The organism is Variovorax boronicumulans NBRC 103145 (genome assembly GCF_001591345.1).
Classification (GTDB): domain Bacteria; phylum Pseudomonadota; class Gammaproteobacteria; order Burkholderiales; family Burkholderiaceae_C; genus Variovorax; species Variovorax boronicumulans.
In genome coordinates, this window is record NZ_BCUS01000023.1 from 1 (window position 1) to 19,726 (window position 19,726).

Sequence of the window (19,726 nt, forward strand, 5' to 3'; positions counted from 1 at the left end):
GGCGGCCACGCGCGCCGGTGCGCTCGCGCAACACGGCGTGGCGCGCGGCGACCGCATCGCCGTGATGTGCGGCAACCGCATCGAGTTCCTCGACACCTTCCTCGGCGCGGGCTGGCTCGGCGCCTCGGTCGTGCCGGTCAACACCGCGTCGATGGGGCCGCAGATCGAATACTTCCTTGCGAACAGCGAGGCGAAGCTGCTGGTGATCGAGGCGGGCTTTCTCGATCGGCTGGCCACGGCCGACCTGGCCCGCACGGCGCTGCGCGAGGTGTGGGTGGTGGGCGAGGCCGAAGCGCCGTGGACGCCGCCCGCCGGCGTGCGCGTGTCGGCCTACCCGCCAGGCGCGCAGGCGCTGCCGCCCGCTGCGGTGCAGCCGGGCGACCCGCTCGCCATCCTCTACACCTCGGGCACCACGGGCCCGGCCAAGGGCGTCATCTGCCCGCAGGCGCAGTACTTCTGGTGGGGCGTGAACAGCGCCGAGGTGCTCGGTGTGGGCCGCGACGACGTGCTGTGCACCACGCTGCCGCTGTTTCACATCAACGCGCTCAACACCTTCGCGCAGGCCGCGCTCACCGGGGCCGAGGTGGTGTTCGAGTCGCGCTTCTCCGCCTCGGGCTTCTGGCCGGCGATGCGCGCCAACGGTGCGACCGTGGTCTACCTGCTCGGCGCGATGGTGCCCATCCTGCTGGCCCAGCCCGAAGGCGAGGGCGAGCGAAATCACCGCGTGCGCACCGGCCTCGGGCCTGGCGTGCCCGCGGCGGCGGGGCAGGCCTTCAAGGCGCGCACGGGCGTGGCGCTGCTCGAAGGCTATGGCTCGACCGAAACCAACTTCGCCATCGCCACCGCGCCCGATTCGCCGCGCGGCGGCGTCATGGGCTGGCTGCGCCCCGGCTTCCAGGCCTGCGTGGCCGACGAAGACGACGTGCCGCTGCCGCCCGGCGAGGCCGGCGAACTGCTGCTGCGCGCCGACGAGCCCTATGCCTTTGCCAGCGGCTACTTCCACATGCCCGAGAAGACCGTCGAGGCCTGGCGCAACCTGTGGTTCCACACGGGCGACCGCGTGGTGCGCGATGCCGACGGCGCGTTCCGCTTTGTCGACCGCATCAAGGACGCGATCCGCCGGCGCGGCGAGAACATCTCGTCCTTCGAGGTCGAGCAGGTGCTGCTGAGCCATCCCGGCGTGGCCTCGTGCGCCGTGTACCCCGTGCGCTCCGAGCTGGCCGAAGACGAGGTGATGGCCGCGCTGGTGGCGCGCGAGGGCGTGGCCATCGACCCGGCCGAGCTGGCGCGTTTCTGCGAAGGCCGCCTGCCGTACTTCGCGGTGCCGCGCTACATCGACCTCCTGCCCGACCTGCCGCGCACCGAGAACGGCAAGGTGCAGAAGTTCAAGCTGCGCGAGCGCGGCGTGGGGCCGCAGACCTGGGACGGTCGGCCCGCCAAAGCCGGATGACGCACGCCACCGCGCTTCCGCTGGCAGGTCGTGTGGCCTTCGTGACCGGCGCGGGGCAGGGGCTGGGCGCGGCCATCGCGCGCGGGCTGGCACAGGCCGGTGCGCGCGTGGCGGTGGCCGACATCGACGAAGCCAACGCACAGGCCGTGGCCGCCGAGGTGAATGGCCTCGCGCTGCCGCTCGACGTGCGCGACGAGCAGGCCTTCGGCGACCGCTTCGCGCAGGCCGTGGCGCATTTCGGCGCGGTCGACATCCTGGTCAACAACGCGGCGCGCACGCCGACCACCTCGCTGTGGGACATCACGCCCGCCGAGTGGGACGACGTGCTCGCCATCAACCTGCGCGGCAGTTTCTTCGGCTGCCGCATCGCCGGGCGCCACATGCGCGAGCGCGGCGTGGGCCGCATCGTCAACCTGGCCTCGCTGGCGGGGCAGCAGGTCAGTAGTGCCACTGGCGTGCACTACGCGGCCAGCAAGGCCGGTCTGCTGGCGCTGACGCGTGCCTTTGCGCAGGAACTGGCGCCGCACGGCGTGACCGTGAACGCGCTGGCGCCCGCTGCCATCGACAGCCCCGCGCTCGCGGCGCTGCCACCCGAGCGGCAGCAGGCGCTGAAGGCCGGCATCCCGCTCGGCCGCTTCGGCCTGGCCGACGAGGTGGCCGCCGCCGTCGTCTACCTGGCCTCGCCGGCCGCCGCCTTCATGACCGGGGCGACGCTGGACCTCAACGGCGGCCGTTTCATGCGGTAGCACCACGCCGGGGCGCAAGCGGCTAAAATGATTCAGAACTAAACCATTCAGGTATGCACACAAATTCGCTCACTGGCCGTCATGCCCTCGTCACCGGCGCCGCTCGCGGCATCGGCGCAGAGATCGCCCGCACCCTTGCCGCTCAGGGGGCTGTGCTGACCCTGCTGGGCCGCGACGCGCAGGCCCTGCAGCGCGTGGCCGAGACCCTGGCGGGCAGCGGCCACGGCGTGGTGGCGGCCGACGTGGCCGACCCGCAGGCCGTGCAGTCGGCCTTTGCACAGGCGCGGGCCGAGCGCGGGGCGGTGACCGTGCTGGTCAACAACGCGGGCGCCGCCGAGAGCGCGCCGTTCCTGAAGACCTCGGTCGAGCTGTGGCAGCGCATGCTGTCGGTCAACCTCACCGGCAGCTTCCTGTGCGCGCAGGCCGCGCTGCCCGACATGTTCGACGCCGGCTGGGGCCGCATCGTCAACATCGCCAGCACGGCGGGGCAGAAGGGCTACGCCTACGTGTCGGCCTACACGGCCGCCAAGCACGGGGTGATCGGCCTCACGCGCGCGCTGGCACTCGAGGTGGCGCGCAAGGGCATCACCGTGAACGCCGTGTGCCCGGGCTACACCGACACCGACATCCTGCGCAACAGCGTCGCCAACGTGGTCGGCAAGACCGGCCGCAGCGAAGCCGATGCGCTGGCCGAGTTCTCCAGCGTGAACCCGCAAAAGCGCATCGTGCAGCCGGCCGAAGTGGCCGACGCCGTGCGCTGGCTGTGCGGCGAGGGCGCCGCGTCGGTCACGGGCCAGTCGATCTCCGTTTCTGGAGGAGAAGTCACATGAGTCGCAACGATGCCTCCCACGCCGTGCTGAGCGACGCCGAAGAACTCGGCCATGAAGCCCGCGCCGGCCATGAAGACCACGCCATGCTCAAGCTGTGGCTGCGCATGCTCGCGAGCACCACGCAGATCGAGGCCGAAATACGGCGTCGTCTGCGCGAGCGCTTCGGCATCTCGCTGGCGCGTTTCGACTACATGGCGCAGCTGTACCGCTACGAAGACGGCCTGAAGATGCGCGTGCTCTCGCGCTACCTGATGGTCACCGGCGGCAACGTCACCGGCCTGACCGACGAGCTCGAGCGCGAAGGCATGGTGGCGCGCGCGCCCAGCCCCGACGACCGCCGCGCCTGGATCGTGAGCCTCACGCCCGAAGGCCGCAACGCCTTCGAGGCCATGGCCACCGAGCACGAGCAGTGGATCCTCGAGATGTTCTCGGGCCTGGACATGAAGACCGTCAAGCAGATGCACAACCAGCTCGGACTGCTGCGCGTGCACGTGATGCGCGGCGACGGCGCGGTCGAGGACCGCGCATGAGCGGCGAGGGCGGTGGTGTGGAGTTCCAGCGCCCGCGCCTGATCCGTTTTTCCGACTGCGACCCGGCGGGCATCGTCTTCTATCCGCAGTACTTCGTGATGCTCAACGGCCTGGTCGAAGACTGGGTGAGCGAGGGGCTCGGCGTGGGCTACCACGCACTGATCGGCGAGCGCCGCGTCGGCCTGCCGACCGTGAAGCTCGACGCCGACTTTCGCGCCGTGAGCCGCATGGGCGACCGCGTGATGCTCGGCCTGTCGGTGGCGCAGTTGGGCTCGCGCTCGATCACGCTGTTGTTGCGCTGCTTCGAGCCCACCTCGGGCGAGGTGCGCATGCAGGTGCGGCAGGTGCTGGTGACGACCTCGCTCGACACCCACCGCGCCATCGCCGTGCCCGACGACATGCGCGCGGCCATCCTGCGCGATGCGCCGGCGTTGGCTGCTGCCGAGGCCGCCGGCAAGGCCTGAAGGCCTGAGCAAGGCTAGGGCGCCGGCGCAGGGCCGTCCGCAGGCTCAAGCGCCTTCTTCTCCTGCGCGTGCTTCTTCAGCCAGCCGCTGAGTTCCCGCTTTCCCTTCGCATTGGCCTGGCGCCACACCTCACGCGCGGCGGCCACGAAGCGTTCTTCCGCCGCATCGGGCGGTGCTTCCGAAGGCGCAGTGTTGTCTTCGTCGAGCCAGCCAGCGGCCACGTCGCAATGCCGCTCGATCTGCCGTGCGAGCTTGTCGCCGATGGGCCGCGCACTCTTGATCTGGCTCCACATGCTCGGAGAGATTTCGAGCTTGCGTGCAAAGGCCTGGTCGAGCCCCTTGGCGGGCAGGCCCGCCGCGACGGCGTCCTCGAGAAAGCGGCGATGCAGCACAAGCGCATTGCGGCGGCGCGCGACGGTGGTATGGGGCACTGTTCAAAAACAACAACAACAAGACAAGAAAAGATTGTCCCGGTTGTTGACGTCGCCGTAAACACTCTTTACAGTTGCCTCCAATTCACGGCACAAGCCGTCCCTTTTTTCCAACCCCTTACAGCCGACAGCGGCAATTTTTGACCAGGAACCATCGTGAACACCGCACTGACCCTCACCAGCCATCGACCCGCCTCGGGCCGACCGCTCGTGCGCGTCGGGTTCTGCCATGGTTTCGACATGCCGTCGCCCCTGTCGTTGTCTTCGCACCTGAACACCGCGTACGCCGCCAAAGCCGCAGCCCGTCTGCGCGTCGGCGGTCAGTTCGAGGCTCATCAGGTGCCCCCGGGTGGAGGTCGCGCGTAGGCGCGCATCTCTCAAGCTCTCTCGCAAAGAGGCCCGGACACCGCAAGGTTCCGGGCCTTTTTGTTTTTGCCGCTTTCCATTTCGGGTGTGCCTTCACCCCACCGCCAGAAATTGCCGCGTCGACGGTCTGGCGGGATGTGCATGAGTTGATCACTCCTGTGCAGCGACGTTCGATGGGGCCGCGCCCAGCGCGCGGCCCGTCGCGTGAGGACACAACCGAAATGGAAAGCGCGGGCAGGCTGTTTAGTTTTTCTTCCGTGTGTGGCGCAGCCTGGTAGCGCATCTGGTTTGGGACCAGAGGGTCGCAGGTTCAACTCCTGCCACACGGACCACACCCGAGCGGGACCGGGCCATGCCAACGCGTGGCCCGCCCGCGGAAACCGGCCGCAAAGATAGGGCGGCGCCGGAACCCGTCACCGGACATTTTTCAAGTCATTGCTTTCTTTTTTCCGTTACCCACCAAGGAGGCCCTCATGCGCAAGCGCAACTCACCGATCCGGATGATCGCCGTGCACCCGGCACCGCTGCCGCGCAGGCACATGGTGTGGTCGCTGGCCCAGCGCTTCGGCGTGGGGCTCGGGCCGCGTTATGTGGCCGATCGCGCGTCGGCATTGCAGGGCGGCAGCGAGGCGTCGCTCGACAGCCTCGACCTCGACCAGCGCGTGCGCGCGTCGGGCGAGTGGTAGCAGCTCAGCACTGCTCGTCTTCTGTTTCTTCAATGGTGCGTGTAGCTCAATGGCAGAGCCGCGGGTTGTGGTCCCGCTGACAACGGTTCGATTCCGTTCGTGCACCCCATCCGTTCACCACAAGCCATCGCCGCGAAGGGAGGCGATTCGTCATGCATTCACACGTCCTGCAACTCGATATTCAGGGCACGCCGCAAGCCTGGATCTCGCTGGAGCAGGCGGTGTTGCACTACGCCACCGGCAACGTGGCCTGGGAAGACGGCGCGCTGCCGCTGGCCACGCTGCGCGGCGGCTTCAACGTGGCGCGCGGTGTGCAGTCGCGCATCGACGTCGCACCCATCATCGCGCTGCGCGGCGCGTCGAAGATCAACCTCTTCGACGTCGTGCCCGGCGTAACCAAGGCCAAGCTGCTGCGCCGCGACCGCCACACCTGCGCCTACTGCGCGCAGGTGTTCGCCGACCGCGACCTGCAGTGCGAACACGTCATGCCCGAGTCGCGCGGCGGCCCGTGGAGCTGGACCAACCTCGTCAGCGCCTGCGCCGTCTGCAACAACCGCAAGGCCGCGCGCACGCCCGAAGAAGCGGGCATGCCGCTGGTCTACCTGCCGTACGTGCCGAGCCGCTTCGAGAACTTCCTGCTCGAAGGCCGCAACATCCGCGCGGACGTGCACGAGTGGCTGGCCAAGCGACTGCCGCGCGGCTCGCGGCTGCAGTAGCGCCGCGCGCACAAAGAGAAAAGCCCGCTGCCCGTTGGATCAACGGACAGCGGGCTTTGCCTTGTGCGGCTCGCGGTGAGCGAGTGAGTGAATCAGTGGAGGCGTGGGCTGCTTGCTTGTTTGCTTGTGTTCAGCGCCCCGCGCCGAAGAAGCTGTAAGCCACTGCTGTGGCTGCTGCGAGCCCGCCGAGCAAGATGAAGAGCACCTTCGTCGTACGGCGAGGGCCGCGCCGTGAACGGACCCAATGTTCCGGCCCGATCAGATCGATCGGAACCGTGGGTTTGCCTATGTCGGATGCCTTTTCCATGCCAAGAAATATAGCGCAGGCGCCAAGGCAAGAAGTTACAACGGCTTTTTGGCCCATTCGCACCGTGGCCGCTTGCCGACACCAGACAGAAACGTGTGAAATATTCCTCATGAACCAACAAATCATTCTCGAGAGCCTGGTCCGCGCCCTGGAGAGCTGGGTCCGCAACGCCTCCGCGGCCGAGCTGTGGCACGTGCACCGCGAGGGCGGCCTGGGCGCATCGATCCGCACCGAAGGCGAGAGCGTCGTGCACGTACGCATCGCCCTCGACGGCCCGCCCGATGCGTTGTCGAGCATTGGCAAGACCGATGGCCGCCTGCCCATGACCGAAGCGTTCAGAGGTGCCAACGGCGAAGCAGGGTGGGGCACCCCGCCACCGCAAGGCAGCGCCGAGCGCGAGCAGTGGTTTCTGTCGAGCGACGTGGCGCAGGAGCAGGCGCGGCAGTACCTGCTGGCCGAGGTGGCGGCGCGGCGGGATGCGTTGGTGCGGCGGGTGGAGGCGTGGGCTGCGGGGGCTGGTTGAGGCCGGTGCGCGATTCGCACGGCGATCGTCTTCGCGTGCGTGACTACAAGTCGACGCGAGTCCTCATTTGTTCACCGTGAGAGGCTTCCGCTGACGCGCTTCTCTCCCTACATTTGAACGACCGCCGCGCCCCACGGCGGGACATCGATGCACACCGCAGCGATGTCGATGTGAGGCACAAAAGGCGACGGCCAGGGTGCGCTAACACCCTGACCGTCTGACCAAGTGACGTGCATGACTTTGGTAAGGAGCACACCAGATGGCTGATCAAATTATCGCCGGGCAAACCATGCCCGATTCCCTCAGGGCAACCTGCCCCGACGCGGCCGACCTTCTAGAGAAGAAGCTGACCCAACTGCGGTCGTTGCTGAGCTGTTGCTATGGGGAGGAGCAGGAGTTGTTCGAGGCGATCGGGGCAAAGCACCGAGGCAACATCATGTGGATCGCTGTGGATCTGGCGACCGAGGCGGAAGAGCTTTCACAGGTACTGCTGAAAGGAATCGCTGCGCTTGACGGGCCCTCGAGGCCTGAGATCGGATAGGAGAAGAATCGCTGGCCACGGAGCCCAGTTGTCGACCGCGGTGCCGGCGGTCCTGCTCTCTAGAATGCAGCCTCCGGCCCGCCGCATGCAGATCAGTGCCGACCTTTTTCAGAAATTCGAATGCCGATTCCCATCATTGATCTTTTTGCGGGCCCAGGAGGCTTGGGAGAGGGTTTTTCTGCTCTCCAGGACCACAAGCAGCAGCCCGTCTTCGAAATTGGCCTCTCCATTGAGAAGGACGCCATTGCGCACCAGACGCTCACGCTGCGCGCAGTGTTTCGGAAGCTTCGGGGGACGAGGGATCTAAGGCACTACTACAGCTACATCCGAGGCGAGATTGACGAAGCGACATTTCGACGGCAGCCCGCTGTTGCTGAGGCTTTCGTTCACGCTAGTCGCGAAGCTCGCTGCCTGGAGTTGGGGAAGTCCGATGAGACTGGCATCGACGACGAAATACGAACGGCCCTCAATGGTCGTGATACGTGGATATTGATTGGGGGGCCGCCCTGCCAGGCGTACTCACTCGCGGGGAGGTCGCGCCGGGCGCATGACAAGAGCTTCCAGAAAGACGAGAAGCATTTTCTGTACAGGGAATATCTTCGAATCATTCAGGTTCATCGGCCGACCATCTTCGTGATGGAAAACGTGAAGGGCCTGCTCTCTTCGCAGCACTCTGGCAGCTCGATGTTCGAGAGAATCATCGAGGACTTGTCGAAGCCCGCTGAAGGTGTGGAATACGAGATTCGGTCCTTCATCAAGAAGGGTGACAGCAAATCGCTGGAACCAACGGACTTCATCATTCAGGCCGAGCACTACGGAATTCCGCAGAGCAGACATCGAGTGATCCTGTTAGGTGTAAGGAAGGATGTAGGGGCCTCGCGGCATGAACTCCTTTCAAAGGTCGAGAAATCCGTGAGCGTGAAGCATGCAATCGATGACTTGCCACGACTGCGAAGCCGTTTGTCGAAAGCCGACTCGTTGGAGGCCTGGAGAAGTGCAGTCCAGATGGCGCCCTCTTTCATGGAGGGATGGAACGTGGAGTACCAGTCGGGCTTGACCGAGCTGATGCGTGTATCCGCTGCCGCGGCTCGGAGTCTGAGCGTCGGTGAAGCCTTTGTTCAGCGGAGCTACAAAAAGCCGAAGAAACCGACTGAGCTCCAGCTCTGGCTGCACGATGAAGAATTGGGTGGGGTTTGCCAGCACGAAGCGCGATCACACATGGCGTCCGATCTGGCCAGGTACCTCTTTGCCGCCAGCTTCGCTCAGTCGCAAGGCTATTCCCCGCGATTGGATTGCTTTCCGCCCAAGCTTCTGCCCAACCACAAGAACGCGGCGAGCAATAGCACAACAGGGGTCATTCCTTTCAAGGATCGATTCCGCGTGCAGTGCGCGGGAGAGCCATCAACGACAGTGGTTGCGCACATCGCAAAGGATGGGCACTACTACATCCACTACGACCCCACTCAGTGTCGAAGTCTCACGGTGAGAGAAGCGGCTCGGCTTCAGACCTTCCCCGACAACTATTTCTTTGCTGGCAATCGAACCGAGCAGTACACGCAGGTCGGCAATGCCGTGCCTCCTTTGCTGGCCAACAAGCTGGCGAAGGTGGTGCGTGGTCTGTTGGCTGAACTGAATCGCGAGCAACGAAGGAAGCGCGCGGCCTTGGAGAAGAACTCCTCAACGCGATCTGGCGAGGATGAGCCAAGCAGGAAGCCTGCTCCTGCGATCGCTTGATTGGACCGACCAGCCACTCAACAGTGAGTTCTGGATCACTGTCTTGCCACGCCACGTACTGACGAACGATTGCACGACCTCATTCTTGCCGCCGATGGCGGCTGGAGCATGAGTCCCCGATAGTCCATCGCGCGGATCATTTCGATGAACGGAACGAGCCCACCCATGTGGTCGCCAAGCAGTCGCCTGAGGATGGTCGCCAAATGGGCTTCGGCCACGTCTCCTAGGGCTTAGGCATTCGAATCGGCCATGGCTTAGCTTCGCGATGGGGCGCCGATCTCTCCGAGCTGGTCGCAGCCCTCGATCCACGAGCTCATGGCGGCTTGCAGGCCTGCGGCAATCTTGGCGTCGCGCGTTGAGCATTCCCAGACGCATAGCACTCGCCAGCCCAGCGCGTGGAGCTTTTCGACTGAGCGGCGGTCGCGTTCGACGTTGGTCTCGAGCTTGGCTTTCCAGAAGTCGGGTCGCGTTGAGGGCATCTTGGCGTATCGGCATCCCTGATGCTGGTGCCAGAAGCAGCCATGGACGAAGATGGCGACCTTGCGGCCGGGCATGACAATGTCGGGAGTGCCAGGCAGGTCGCGTCGATGCAGCCGGAATCGATAGCCCGAGGCGAACAGCAGCCGGCGGACAAGGAGCTCAGGCTGCGAGTTCTTGCCCTTGATGCCGGCCATCATCCGGCTGCGGTCGGCGGGGGAGACGACATCAACCATGGGCTTGTTCTGAGGAGGGAACACGCCGCATGATGGATCAGTGGCCTCGTAGGGCTACTTCACTTCCGGGATGTTGGTCGCTGGGGCGGAATAGCTCGCACCCATTACGGCCTCCTTGCATTCCGGCCGCTTGGCCCATTCGGAAACCATCTTGCCGCCGGCCGAGGAGTGCAGCACATCGTTGACCTCCTTGGCCCACACGGCGATTTGCGCGAGCAGTTCGGGAGAGGCCGCCTGCTTGACCCATATGCGGTCGAGGTCGATGCGGTCGCCGAGCTTCTCGGCTACCAGCGACACCGTGTAGGCGGTGACGTTGGCTTGGAAGGCTTGGAACATCGGCCGCAAGAGCTTTTGGGCGTCGCGGTAAATCTTGGCCTTGGCGATCATGGCCTTGAAGTCGACGACGGTCGGCAGCGGCGCCTCTTGCCCATCGACGGGCGTCAGGCCCGCCATGAACTTGTCGAAGTTCTTTTGCGAGCCGAGGCTGACGATGTCGGGCCTCTTGTCCCAGGCGGTGATGTATTTGGCCAAGTCGGTCTTCGTGACGCGGCGCGCCGTCGGGATGGCCTCCTTCAGGGCCTTGAGCTTGGCTGGTGTGGTCCCCTCGCGGGCAAGCAGCGTGTTGTAGCTGCCCGAAGCGCGCTCGTAAAACCACTGGCCCACGCCATCAGGGCAGTAGACTGAACGCGAGAGCTTCTCGATCTCGACGTGGAAGGGCTTGTTGGCCGACAGGTCCGATTGCCGCACGGCGTTCTGGCTGTTGGCGAAGCGGGAAATATCCGAGACGAGAGCTTCCTCCTTGGCCGAATCCTGGGCGCGCATCACGATGATCTTGGCGGGGACGCGCACGCGGCTCAGGTCCGTGTCGGGATACTTCTTCTTGGCGAAGTAGATCGAGGCGGTGGTCTGCCCACCGTTGACGATTTGCAGGCCTTTGAGCCAGGCAATGCCGGCCGAGCCGTCGCCAGGCTTGCCCAGGCGCATCTCGTCCGCAACGATCACGATGCCGTTGTTGTAGGCCATGAAGCGCTCGGGGGCTGAGCGCAGCGTGTTTTGGATGCCGGCGTTGACGCCCTTGCCTTTGACGCTCAGGAAAGAGCGGACGTTGGCCTCCAGCAGGCGCGCGCCGAACTTCTCGTAGAGCAGCCGAAGCGCCTCGGCCGGGATTGCCGTCAGAGCATAGTCGTAGTCGTCGTTCTCGCCTGGCACGAAGACGCAGGGCAGGGGCGCGCCGGACACCTCGGCGAAGTCGACCACAAGCTCGTCGCGTGGCTTGCCCTCGGACCAATGCCGGTGAAGCCGCTCGATGTCCATGACCTCTAGGCGCACGGCCTTCCCGCCTATATCGCGGGTCTTGAAGCTCTTGGATTTGGCGACGCGGTCGGTGATGACGTAGACGCGAACCTGCTCCAGGTCGTCGTAGATCGCCTGCAGCGTCTCGGCCAGCGAGCGCACGTCGCTTGACGGGTCCAGCTTGGGCGCCATCTTGCCCTCGGCGCACAGCGACAGAAAGCGCAGGCACTGCTCGACGGCGGTCTTGGTCTCGGAGTCCGGGACCGGCGTGGGAACATCGACATTCGCATAGAGGCTAACGAACAAGTCGAGTTGATCGTTTTCCTCCGAGAGCGAATAGCCGCTCAGGCGCAGGTTCGCGTTGCCGACCTTGCCCTCGAAGTGGCACTCGACGGGCTCGAAGGTCATGCCGATGTCCGACATGTGGTCCATCACAATGCCGGAGAAAACCAGCTCTTCATAGAGCGCGCCGTCTCGCATCTGCGAGCGGACGGCGGCCTGCGTCTCGCGCAGGAATTCAGGCAGATTCATTCTTAGATGGCTCCCATTTTCTTAAGTGCGCCCTCGGTGCCGACGTTGTCGCCGGGCACCTTGTCGAGGTCGATTTCATAGATAGCTCTCATGATGCCCGCGGGCACTGTGCCCGAAGTCATTCGAGGGAAGTTGCCAGTGACCTCGACGACGCGCGTTCCCGCCTGCTCAAACTTCCTAGGGTAGCGGTCGGAGTGCGAATCGATATAGCCCGCAGCCAGCAGACGCTCGGCCAACAACCTCTCAGCCTCGCCGTCGCCCTTGATCGCCACACGCATTGCCTCGAGGATCTCTGGCAGGTTCTGTCCGCTTTCGATTTGCCGCAGTCGGGCGCCGGCCACAAACAGCGGCTGGCGCGTCGAGTCGTCGAGTTGCTCAAGCGAGCCGATCTTGGCGGGAAATCCAGCAGCCGACAGCGTGGTCTTGACCTCCAGGGCTCCTGTGCCGAGCTCAAAGTCTTGAATGCCGTCGAGCGGCCCCACCCATGATTCGATGGCGAGCGCCGAAGGGACGCCCGCATCAATGATGGCCCGCAGCAGCGTGAGCTCACCAATCAAGCCGATCTCGGCTTCGGGGCTGAGGACCTGCGTTCCCTTGCGCATGAACTCCTGCCAGGCCCCCACTCGTCCGATAAACACCCGCATGAGCTTTGCTTCATCGGCGCCGATGGCCACAGCGTCATCGAGAGCTCCGACGACGTCGCACGCCATGGCGGCGAAGAGTTCCGCGCTGCCAGCCGACTTTCGGGTCAGGGCGAGCCACAGCTTGCCATTGCCTTCGGGGTCGGCGCGCTCGACTGCGAAGCCTTGGCCCTCGGGGAGTTTGTCGGCTGCAGCCAGTTGCGCGGTGGGAAAGCCGACCAGGACCGCTTCGGCGTTGTCAGGCGAGCGCCGTCCGGCCATCAATTGAAGTGGGCCAGCGGAGGGTAGCGAGATGGCTTGCCATCCTGGCTCGGTGTCGGCGCTGGTGAGTGACGACCAAGCCAAGAGAAATTCGTTACTCGGACGGGCCATATTCCTGCATCCAATAGAGGAGGTTCACTTCGTATTCAACACGGATGCCGTTCTCGGCCGACGGGAAGGCGATGGCGAAGGCCATGATGGGCTTGTCCCAGCCGGGCACGATGAGGTTTTCAGAGAGCCTCTCCTTGCCCTTGTAGTAGGGGGCAAGAGAGTAAAGCAGCAGCAGGCCGCGATCCGCCTCGCCTCCAAGCCTGTCGCGCGCCTCGCGGATGCCCTTGCCGCTGGGGCTGTCAGGCATGTTGTTCCGGCCTCGGGCCGGTTCGGGCTTCCACGCCGCGCGGGTGCGAGCGAGAGCGTCGCGCCAAACGTTGTCGTCGAGGTCGATGCCTTCGTCCTTGGGGTCAGTAAGCACTCCAATGGCGAACATGGACGCATCCCTGGCCGCTGGTGGGTCCGGGTCGTCGGTCTTGCGCGTTTGGAAAGAGGTGACTTTGAAGTCGCCGGGGAAAACATGCGTTTCGCCGATGCCTTCACCTCCGGTTAAAAGCGCCACGTTCCATTGCTCCAACTTGCCGATGTCGAGCATTTTCGTGATGAAGTCCGCGAGGACTGCCGCCTTGGCGCTGGTGGCATTTGGATGGGTCACATAGGAGCTCAGGAATGCGAGCACCTTCGGAGCTTCCACGTCCTGCCACAGGCGAGCGCCAGGCCAAGAGTCGGCGTCACCGTCGCGCGGATATTTTGGCCCCTCCACGAACTTCTTCCCGAGGGAACCGACCAGCGCGTCGGTCGCGTCGAGGTTTGCCTGCTGAATCTTGGCGTCCCTGTGGAAGAGGATGGTTTGGGGCCGAGTGCCACTGTAGGTCAGCGACAGCGTCTGGGCGTTGCGCATCTTCAATGGTGAGGTGACCGTGAGGACCTCGTGCGACATGACCTTGAGTCCATACAGCTCTGGTGTGAGCTTGGCCTTTGCCATGAAGTCGAACTCTTCGCGCAGCTCCTCGGAGGCGTCGGCGATGTGGCCGAACCACTTCACCAAATCCGGCGACGTATAGAGGCGGCAGAGGTCCAAATATCCGGGCCGGTAACCAAACCAGCGGCCCATCTGCATCAGCGTGTCGTACATCTTCGTGGTGCGGACGAAGTAGCTCACGCACAGGCCTTCAAGGGTGAGGCCCCGCGCGAGCTTGTCGCCGCCGACGGCGATGACCTTCAACGCGGCGCCAGGCGTGGCGTAATCCAGAGCGTCCTTGGCCGTGCCATTGATCGAGCGGACGACGATGTCTTCGAGAACGTCCGGCAGCTTCGCAACCACCTCAGCCCAGGAAGGCAGCTCAGGAGGCTGCTCTTCTCCGGGCGAGAGCTCGGTAACTTTGTCGCGCGTCGGGATGAAGTCGTCGTCCCAGAGCTTGCGCATTTGCACGAGCAACTCGTCCGCGTCACTGCCTCGGGTGATCTTCTGGCGCATGCGGCGCACCGTCTCCTCGACTTGCTCGCGCACGTGGTCCTGCACCGCCACATAGCGGGTGACGTGAATCAGCATGGAGCTGTGTTCGAGACCTTGGCCGCGCAGTTCGCGTGCCGCGCAGACAAGCACGAATGAATGGATGGCATTGCGAAGCGACAGCGGAATAGTCTCTTGCCCGTTGTGGACGGGGATGTGCGACTTCTTGTGCTTGGGCGGCATCCATCCAAGATCGGTCTCGGGGTCGTAGTGGTCCAAGATGCTGCGAGACAGCGGGAGAGCTCCCACACGGCCGTCCTTTGTCAACTTGCCGAACATGCGGGCGGGGCCGACGTAGTTCGACGGAGCGGCCAGGTTGATGATGAAGGCCTTCGGAAAGAGGTCAGGGCCTTCCAGGGTCGTGGCGCCCTTGTGATGGATGTAAATGTTGGCGAAAGGCGTCGCCGTGTAGCCGACATAGGCCTTCCGGGAGAAGGAGTGCAGCAATCGACGAATCAGGCTGTTGATGGTCTTGGGCGAATGCTCCTCGTCCGGCGTTCCGTCTTCATTGAAGGGTTGCTCCCCGGTATCCACAGAGGCATTGTCCGCTTCGTCATCGATCATCAGGAGTGGCAGCTTTGTCACAAGCTTCCAATCCGGCGTTTTTGGCAGCAACGGGCTGGGTGTGTCAGCGACCCGCGTCTGGATCCATTTCAGTAGCTCGGTGAGTACAGTCTTTTGCTTCTTCACCACGAAAACCCAGGGCCGCTCCTCGGGCGAGATGCCGTGAAAGTGCTTTGCGATGGCCTTGCTGAAATCGCCGTTTTCCGCCCGCGTCGTCGCCGAGTTGGTTTTGAGGTCTTCTCCGAATGCGGCCACGCCGATGGGCGCGCCAGGATCGCGGTCCGCCGTGGTCTCGTAGCCCAGGAACCCCTCCTCAAGGCGCATCTGGGTCTGCGAGCGCAGGTTGTTGTGCATGCCTGCCAGCACGATGATGATCTTGTAGCCTGCATCGGCGGCCTTGTTGATCAAGCCCGTGTAGTTGCTGGTCTTACCCGACTGCACATGGCCGACGACGAGCCCACGACGATCCCAGGAGTCCGTCCGCAAGGGGTCTTCGAGAAGCCCGAGGATGTCGTCCGTAGCCTCGTCGAGGCCATCGACGACCACGTCCGACAATTTCGATTCCTGGTAGTCGCGGTAGCGGCGCCAGTAATGCCAGTCCTTCTTGCGGGCGGCGTTGAGCCAATCGAAATGCCCGGTGTTGTCCTTGAGGGTGGTGGCCTTGCCCATCCGGTGGCTGAACCGCTGGATCAGCGTGGCGACCACCTTGGCCTCGTCCAAAGGAGCCGGTGGATCGCTGGCGAACATCGCGGCGGCCAACTTCACTTTCTCAGCGATGTACGCCGGTGTGATCTTTGACGAGTCTTTCTCCGCCTTCACCAGACGCTGCGCGGTGGCGATGACATCTTCAAGCAGCTGCACCTGCGCTGCGGCCTCTTCTGCTGCGGTCATTTCTTACTCCCTAGTTTTGCGACGAGCGCTGGGTATTTTTGAAACGGTTCTGTGCGCGAAATCGACTTGCGTGCCTCCTCGAGGCTGAGGCCTTTACGTTCGATAAGGTCATCGAAGAGCACGCGCGCGACCTCGATCACTGCCGCATTGGGTTCGCCCTCGAAGCCCGTCCGTGGTGTTTCCTTGTTTTCGGCCGTGTCCAGCCAAATGCGCTGCACTGGCACGGTCTCTTCGATCACCCGAAGCATCGACTTGATCAATGGCGCAAGCGTCCCCGCGCTTTCTAGGACGGCAGTGACGGATGGGTGCGTTTCTTCAATCCGATATCGCATGCCCGCCTTGACGCGCTCGACACGCCACGCCTGTTCAATGGGGATGTTCCCTTTCGCGGGCACTGGCGTGCCCCGATAGGCAAACACACGTCGAGCGCGCTCGCGAGTGTTCTCGGCCAAGAGGGTGAGCCAAGGCCGGAGCGAGACGGGCGGGCGGGCTGTGGATTTGCGAACGTCGATCTTCCAGTCGGCATCGGCAGTGTTCGGGATGTCTAGGCGAATGCGAGCGAGGCGGTGCGCCTCTTCGCGGTTCCACGCGCGAGAGTTGCCAAGGCCGAGCCAGCCACCTGCGACCAAGAGGCGCTCGTTGCGATAGACGTAAAACCCTTGCTGCGCGGTCCATCCGGCCGGGCCTGCGTTGTCGTCGAACTCAGCAGCGGCCAATTTGTCGCGATGGGGCAGGACATGGGCCTGCACCGTGACGGTTCCGTAATCAGTCGGATGGTTGGTTGGTGGCGATGTCCACGGCTTTGCGGGGTGGCCCATCATGAACGGGTCCCATGGCGCGACTGCCCGACCGTTCAGGAGCAATTTGAGCTTGGCGCGCGGCCCTTGAAGAAGGCGATGGAAGACCATCGCCAAATGAGACTCGACGGTGTCGATGAGGTCGTGGAAGTCGTCGGAGGTGTAGCCGGCGGTCACCACGCGGTCCATCGTCTCCCAGAGCACGACAGTGCCCGCCTTCTTGCCCTTCAAGCCCGCGATGAATGGCTTTGATCCTTGTGCAGGGCCTTCGAACAAGAGCCACCCGCCGTCGGGATTGGCGGCAAGCTCGTCGAGGTCCCAACGCAGGCAGCTTGTGGTCCCTTTCTTGACGGTGGCGACGGTGAGCCTGCGGCATTGGGAGAAAGATGCAGTTTTCAGGCCCATGCCGAAGCGCCCGAGGTCGTGGGCGGCCCGAGCATCCAGTGGGTTCTTGTCGCCTAGGCGCATGGCGCTCTCAAGCTCGGCGTCGTCCATGCCGCGTCCGTCGTCCAGGACAGTGATGCGGCTTGTTTGCCCATGCCAGGCGAAGTTGACGAGGACTTCTTTCGCACCGGCTGAGATGCTGTTGTCGATGATGTCTGCAAGAGCCGCGCCGGTCGAGTAGCCGAGGCCCCGCAGGGACTCGAGCATCGCCATGGCGCGTGGCGGTGCGCTTCTTGTTTTGGGTTTCATCGTTCGGACCCCTTCGGCGGCTTGGATCTCAGCGTCGTCTGCACTTCTGGCAAGGACTGTTCCGTGCTGGTGCTCGTTTCATCGTCTGAGCGCACATCGCGCTTGTTGTCTTCCGGCGCCGAGGCGCCGTTGAGTTCGCGTAAGAGCCCAATCAGCCGTGCGGGATGCTTCAACCTGCGCAGGGCCGCCGATTCAATTTGGCGAATGCGCTCACGTGTCACGTCGAGCCGCGCGCCAATCTCTTCAAGCGTCATCGGCTCTTGGATGCCGATGCCAAAGCGCATACGCACGATGCTCTCTTCCTTGGGTTTGAGGGTGCCTAGAAATTTGGCCACTGAGCCGATCAATTGCATGTCGTCGACGATGTCCATTGGGTCACGGGCCGTGAATTGGTCCTTGGCATCGGCGGCAATGAGATCGTCCAATGCCTCGATCTCCTGAAGCGGCAGCGGCTCCAGTGCTGCACGGTCGAGCGCCAGAACCTTCTTGATCGGCAGCTGTACCCGCGCGGCGATCTCATCGATAGTAGGGGCGTGTCCGTGCCTGAGCTCGAAGGCATGAGTGGCTTGCGCGATGCGCTGGGTCTTCTCGTAGACGTGGACCGGAAGGCGGATGGTTTTGCTCTTGTCGGCGACATAGCGCCCGACTTGCTGGCGTATCCACCAAGTGGCATACGTCGAAAACTTGAAGCCCCTGCGCCAATCGTAGCGATCCACCGCCTTGATGAGACCAATGTTCCCCTCCTGCAGCAGATCGTCCAAGGGTTGACCGCTGAAGAGATACTTTTTCGCGATGGAATGGACGAGCTTCAAGTTCGCGACGGCCATCTGGTCGCGCGCGCCGCGGTAGTCCTTCATCGCTTGCGCGAACGCAAAAGCAGGCTCGTGCTCCCCGGCCAAGTCGGAGTCGGCTAGTTCCAGAAGGAAGCCGCGGGTCAAGCCCAGCGAGGCGAGCGTGTCTCGGCAAGCACTCCATTCGGGGGTGTCTTGCCTAGCGCCGATGGCGAGGCCTGACAAGAGTTCAGCGTTGGTGCAGAACTCCGACAGCTCGTTGACGGATTCCTTGGCGTCAAGGTCAAGTTGGGAGTCGCCTTCGTCGCCAACGGCCTCGGTCGACAGATGGGAGTCGGCGGCGGGCTCGGGGCTTGGACTTGGTTCAGCGTCTTGAAGCTCGAGCTGCGGGCCGGAGGACAGCCAGCGCAGCGGCTTCGTGTTCGACGTAACCTTCTTGGCCGCGTCCAGCACTCTGTTGATGCCAGAAGGCCACAAAGCTAGCGCGTCGAGCGCTTTCGCCACGCCGTGCTCCATGGCTTGGCCCAGGGCGACCTCGGCCTCTGCAGTTAGAAGTGCCTCGCGCTGGAGTTCCCGCTGGTAGATGCGCAGGGGCTCATTGCGACGCCCGGCCAAGTCATCAACGAACGCTATTGCTTCGTTGACTACGTCTTCCTCATCAGGCTCCGTCTCAGGCGTGACAAACACCTCAAAGCTCTCGTGGGAGGCCGAATACTCGAACCGCTCGTCAGTCTCGGCGCCCAAGTCGTTGATAACCATGCACAGGAGCGCGCCAGCTTCCACGTTGGGCTCGCCATCGTCGCCAAGTGTCAAGTCCTCAATCGCTGAGTAAGGGACGCTGCCCTCGCGAACGGCGCGAAGCAAAACTAGGCGCAGCCGCTCACGAGCCTCGGTGTTGTCGGCACGCGGGAGCGGCGTAGCCCGATTGGGCAGGAAAGTCTCAAAGTCTTCCCAGTCGGCGGACGTGTCGATGGGCTGGTGTTCGGAGATGGCGCTTTGGACTTCGAAGGCCGCAACCGAGAGCGCATGATCTCCCTCGGGTGGCGGCTGGTCCTCTTCGGCTTCCCATCCAGTCAAGTCGAACGCATTGCCATCCTCGCCGAAGGTCCACTCGATCATGCGGGAGGTATTAGCCTCAAGTCCTTTGCCAGAGGATCGTTCTGTGGGGTGGGCAGCATCGGCAAGGTGGCGGGCTGGCGGATTGTTGGTGGCCAGCATTTCTTGCCTGTCGACCGCGACATGCGCGGGCTCACAAGAGACGTCCTCGCTATGCGAAGTCATCCGCGGTGTGCATGCGGCCTCAATGGCCGAAGCTGCGCCGAGGGCACCTGCAGCCCGCGCGATGCCGAGAGCGTTCCGTCCCGAAGGATCAAGCAGCTCGGCGTTGGCGCCGGCAGCAAGCAGGAGTTTGCAGATGGCCGATTTATTGCGGGCTGCCGACAGCATGAGGGGGGTTTGGCCCTTGTCGTCGCGCGCGTTTAGGTCGTCGCCGCGGTCGATGTGGACTTGGACTGCGGCCTCGACGCCTGCCACAACGGCTATCCTCAGAAATCTGCTCAGGAGAGGCGCATCTTGGGCAGCCGCTGTCATGCCCATGCTTCTTCCCGGAGTGCCTGAGAGGCGATCTCCGTGCTTAGCTGAAGATTTCCTCTATCCCCCGGTT

19 protein-coding genes and 2 tRNA genes are annotated in these 19,726 nt (G+C 63.9%); 12 read left to right on the top strand and 9 right to left on the bottom strand.

Annotation, left to right across the window (positions count from 1 at the left end; all coding sequences use genetic code 11):
• The 5 genes from VBO01S_RS09260 to VBO01S_RS09280 form a co-directional block, all read left to right on the top strand.
• Positions 1–1,450 (top strand): ATP-dependent acyl-CoA ligase (locus VBO01S_RS09260; RefSeq protein ID WP_062473279.1); only part of this gene is annotated, 1,450 nt, incomplete at its 5' end.
• Positions 1,447–2,196 carry an SDR family NAD(P)-dependent oxidoreductase gene (locus VBO01S_RS09265; protein ID WP_062473281.1) on the top strand — a complete coding sequence of 250 codons (750 nt, stop codon included), beginning with the start codon at positions 1,447–1,449 and terminating at the stop codon, positions 2,194–2,196. The genes VBO01S_RS09260 and VBO01S_RS09265, both read left to right, overlap by 4 nt.
• A 53-nt stretch (positions 2,197–2,249) precedes the next feature.
• Complete coding sequence (locus VBO01S_RS09270; protein WP_062473283.1) at positions 2,250–3,026, top strand: SDR family NAD(P)-dependent oxidoreductase; 777 nt, start codon at positions 2,250–2,252, stop codon at positions 3,024–3,026.
• Positions 3,023–3,556: a MarR family winged helix-turn-helix transcriptional regulator gene (locus tag VBO01S_RS09275; RefSeq protein WP_062473285.1), complete on the top strand. Its 534-nt coding sequence runs from the start codon at positions 3,023–3,025 to the stop codon at positions 3,554–3,556. The genes VBO01S_RS09270 and VBO01S_RS09275 overlap by 4 nt, the downstream gene beginning before the upstream one ends.
• Positions 3,553–4,020 (top strand): acyl-CoA thioesterase, encoded by a 468-nt coding sequence (locus VBO01S_RS09280; protein ID WP_062473287.1) that lies wholly within the window; start codon positions 3,553–3,555, stop codon positions 4,018–4,020. Before VBO01S_RS09275 ends, VBO01S_RS09280 begins: the two co-directional genes overlap by 4 nt.
• A 14-nt stretch (positions 4,021–4,034) precedes the next feature.
• Here the strand turns inward: VBO01S_RS09280 and VBO01S_RS09285 are convergent, their stop codons facing one another.
• Both VBO01S_RS09285 and VBO01S_RS32330 read right to left on the bottom strand, forming a co-directional pair.
• On the bottom strand, positions 4,035–4,451 hold the full coding sequence (locus VBO01S_RS09285; RefSeq protein WP_062473289.1) for a hypothetical protein: 417 nt from the start codon (positions 4,449–4,451) through the stop codon (positions 4,035–4,037).
• Positions 4,452–4,454: 3 nt separating this feature from the next.
• A complete protein-coding gene (locus VBO01S_RS32330) occupies positions 4,455–4,787 on the bottom strand; it encodes a hypothetical protein (protein WP_157627324.1) in 333 nt (110 codons plus the stop codon).
• A 285-nt stretch (positions 4,788–5,072) separates the two neighbouring features.
• On the opposite strand from VBO01S_RS32330, the gene VBO01S_RS09290 reads away from it, so the two are divergent.
• The 4 genes from VBO01S_RS09290 (at position 5,073) to VBO01S_RS09305 (ending at position 6,219) form a co-directional block, all read left to right on the top strand.
• Positions 5,073–5,149: transfer RNA gene (locus VBO01S_RS09290), tRNA-Pro, on the top strand.
• A gap of 141 nt (positions 5,150–5,290) precedes the next feature.
• Positions 5,291–5,503, top strand: a complete 213-nt coding sequence (locus VBO01S_RS09295; RefSeq protein ID WP_062473292.1) for a hypothetical protein — start codon at positions 5,291–5,293, stop codon at positions 5,501–5,503.
• 35 nt (positions 5,504–5,538) lie between these two features.
• Positions 5,539–5,612, top strand: a tRNA-His gene (locus VBO01S_RS09300).
• Positions 5,613–5,655: 43 nt separating this feature from the next.
• Positions 5,656–6,219 carry an HNH endonuclease gene (locus VBO01S_RS09305; RefSeq protein WP_062473294.1) on the top strand — a complete coding sequence of 188 codons (564 nt, stop codon included), beginning with the start codon at positions 5,656–5,658 and terminating at the stop codon, positions 6,217–6,219.
• Between the two features lie 130 nt (positions 6,220–6,349).
• On the opposite strand, the gene VBO01S_RS32335 is transcribed toward VBO01S_RS09305, so the two are convergent.
• Positions 6,350–6,526 (bottom strand): hypothetical protein, encoded by a 177-nt coding sequence (locus VBO01S_RS32335; RefSeq protein ID WP_157627325.1) that lies wholly within the window; start codon positions 6,524–6,526, stop codon positions 6,350–6,352.
• A 109-nt stretch (positions 6,527–6,635) separates the two neighbouring features.
• On the opposite strand from VBO01S_RS32335, the gene VBO01S_RS09310 reads away from it, so the two are divergent.
• From VBO01S_RS09310 to VBO01S_RS09320, 3 genes are all read left to right on the top strand, one after another.
• Positions 6,636–7,049 carry a hypothetical protein gene (locus tag VBO01S_RS09310; protein WP_062473295.1) on the top strand — a complete coding sequence of 138 codons (414 nt, stop codon included), beginning with the start codon at positions 6,636–6,638 and terminating at the stop codon, positions 7,047–7,049.
• A 259-nt stretch (positions 7,050–7,308) separates the two neighbouring features.
• Positions 7,309–7,590: a hypothetical protein gene (locus VBO01S_RS09315; protein ID WP_062473297.1), complete on the top strand. Its 282-nt coding sequence runs from the start codon at positions 7,309–7,311 to the stop codon at positions 7,588–7,590.
• 120 nt (positions 7,591–7,710) lie between these two features.
• Positions 7,711–9,324, top strand: a complete 1,614-nt coding sequence (locus tag VBO01S_RS09320) for a DNA cytosine methyltransferase (protein ID WP_062473299.1) — start codon at positions 7,711–7,713, stop codon at positions 9,322–9,324.
• 254 nt (positions 9,325–9,578) lie between these two features.
• Here VBO01S_RS09320 and VBO01S_RS09325 read toward each other — a convergent pair whose 3' ends face one another.
• The 6 genes from VBO01S_RS09325 to VBO01S_RS09350 are packed head-to-tail and all read right to left on the bottom strand — an operon-like array spanning position 9,579 to position 19,653.
• Positions 9,579–10,037, bottom strand: coding sequence for a very short patch repair endonuclease (locus tag VBO01S_RS09325; RefSeq protein ID WP_062473301.1), 459 nt, complete (start codon positions 10,035–10,037; stop codon positions 9,579–9,581).
• Between the two features lie 54 nt (positions 10,038–10,091).
• Positions 10,092–11,861 (bottom strand): AIPR family protein, encoded by a 1,770-nt coding sequence (locus tag VBO01S_RS09330; RefSeq protein ID WP_062473303.1) that lies wholly within the window; start codon positions 11,859–11,861, stop codon positions 10,092–10,094.
• 2 nt (positions 11,862–11,863) lie between these two features.
• Entirely contained in the window at positions 11,864–12,874 is a 1,011-nt protein-coding gene (locus VBO01S_RS09335) for a PD-(D/E)XK motif protein (protein WP_062473305.1), read from the bottom strand.
• Positions 12,858–15,782, bottom strand: a complete 2,925-nt coding sequence (locus VBO01S_RS09340; protein ID WP_062473307.1) for a Z1 domain-containing protein — start codon at positions 15,780–15,782, stop codon at positions 12,858–12,860. The genes VBO01S_RS09335 and VBO01S_RS09340 overlap by 17 nt, the downstream gene beginning before the upstream one ends.
• The gene (locus VBO01S_RS09345; protein ID WP_255221085.1) at positions 15,779–17,236 is read right to left on the bottom strand and encodes an ATP-binding protein; all 1,458 of its coding nucleotides are present in this window, start codon (positions 17,234–17,236) and stop codon (positions 15,779–15,781) included. The genes VBO01S_RS09340 and VBO01S_RS09345 overlap by 4 nt, the downstream gene beginning before the upstream one ends.
• 32 nt (positions 17,237–17,268) lie before the next feature.
• The gene (locus VBO01S_RS09350; RefSeq protein WP_062473308.1) at positions 17,269–19,653 is read right to left on the bottom strand and encodes a sigma-70 family RNA polymerase sigma factor; all 2,385 of its coding nucleotides are present in this window, start codon (positions 19,651–19,653) and stop codon (positions 17,269–17,271) included.
• Positions 19,654–19,726: the final 73 nt, after the last annotated feature.

Bases quoted from the DNA above. Each gene is read 5' to 3' on its own strand.
- VBO01S_RS09275 (WP_062473285.1), top strand. From the start codon at position 3,023: ATGAGTCGCAACGATGCCTCCCACGCCGTGCTGAGCGACGCCGAAGAA.
- VBO01S_RS09305 (WP_062473294.1), top strand. From the start codon at position 5,656: ATGCATTCACACGTCCTGCAACTCGATATTCAGGGCACGCCGCAAGCC.
- VBO01S_RS09330 (WP_062473303.1), bottom strand. From the start codon at position 11,861: ATGAATCTGCCTGAATTCCTGCGCGAGACGCAGGCCGCCGTCCGCTCG.
- VBO01S_RS09340 (WP_062473307.1), bottom strand. From the start codon at position 15,782: ATGACCGCAGCAGAAGAGGCCGCAGCGCAGGTGCAGCTGCTTGAAGAT.
- VBO01S_RS09335 (WP_062473305.1), bottom strand. From the start codon at position 12,874: ATGGCCCGTCCGAGTAACGAATTTCTCTTGGCTTGGTCGTCACTCACC.
- VBO01S_RS09325 (WP_062473301.1), bottom strand. From the start codon at position 10,037: ATGGTTGATGTCGTCTCCCCCGCCGACCGCAGCCGGATGATGGCCGGC.
- VBO01S_RS09280 (WP_062473287.1), top strand. From the start codon at position 3,553: ATGAGCGGCGAGGGCGGTGGTGTGGAGTTCCAGCGCCCGCGCCTGATC.
- VBO01S_RS09350 (WP_062473308.1), bottom strand. From the start codon at position 19,653: ATGACAGCGGCTGCCCAAGATGCGCCTCTCCTGAGCAGATTTCTGAGG.
- VBO01S_RS09310 (WP_062473295.1), top strand. From the start codon at position 6,636: ATGAACCAACAAATCATTCTCGAGAGCCTGGTCCGCGCCCTGGAGAGC.
- VBO01S_RS09320 (WP_062473299.1), top strand. From the start codon at position 7,711: ATGCCGATTCCCATCATTGATCTTTTTGCGGGCCCAGGAGGCTTGGGA.
- VBO01S_RS32330 (WP_157627324.1), bottom strand. From the start codon at position 4,787: ATGAGCCTCGAACTGACCGCCGACGCGCAGACGGGCTGCGGCTTTGGC.
- VBO01S_RS09295 (WP_062473292.1), top strand. From the start codon at position 5,291: ATGCGCAAGCGCAACTCACCGATCCGGATGATCGCCGTGCACCCGGCA.
- VBO01S_RS09265 (WP_062473281.1), top strand. From the start codon at position 1,447: ATGACGCACGCCACCGCGCTTCCGCTGGCAGGTCGTGTGGCCTTCGTG.
- VBO01S_RS09270 (WP_062473283.1), top strand. From the start codon at position 2,250: ATGCACACAAATTCGCTCACTGGCCGTCATGCCCTCGTCACCGGCGCC.
- VBO01S_RS09315 (WP_062473297.1), top strand. From the start codon at position 7,309: ATGGCTGATCAAATTATCGCCGGGCAAACCATGCCCGATTCCCTCAGG.
- VBO01S_RS32335 (WP_157627325.1), bottom strand. From the start codon at position 6,526: ATGGAAAAGGCATCCGACATAGGCAAACCCACGGTTCCGATCGATCTG.
- VBO01S_RS09345 (WP_255221085.1), bottom strand. From the start codon at position 17,236: ATGGCGATGCTCGAGTCCCTGCGGGGCCTCGGCTACTCGACCGGCGCG.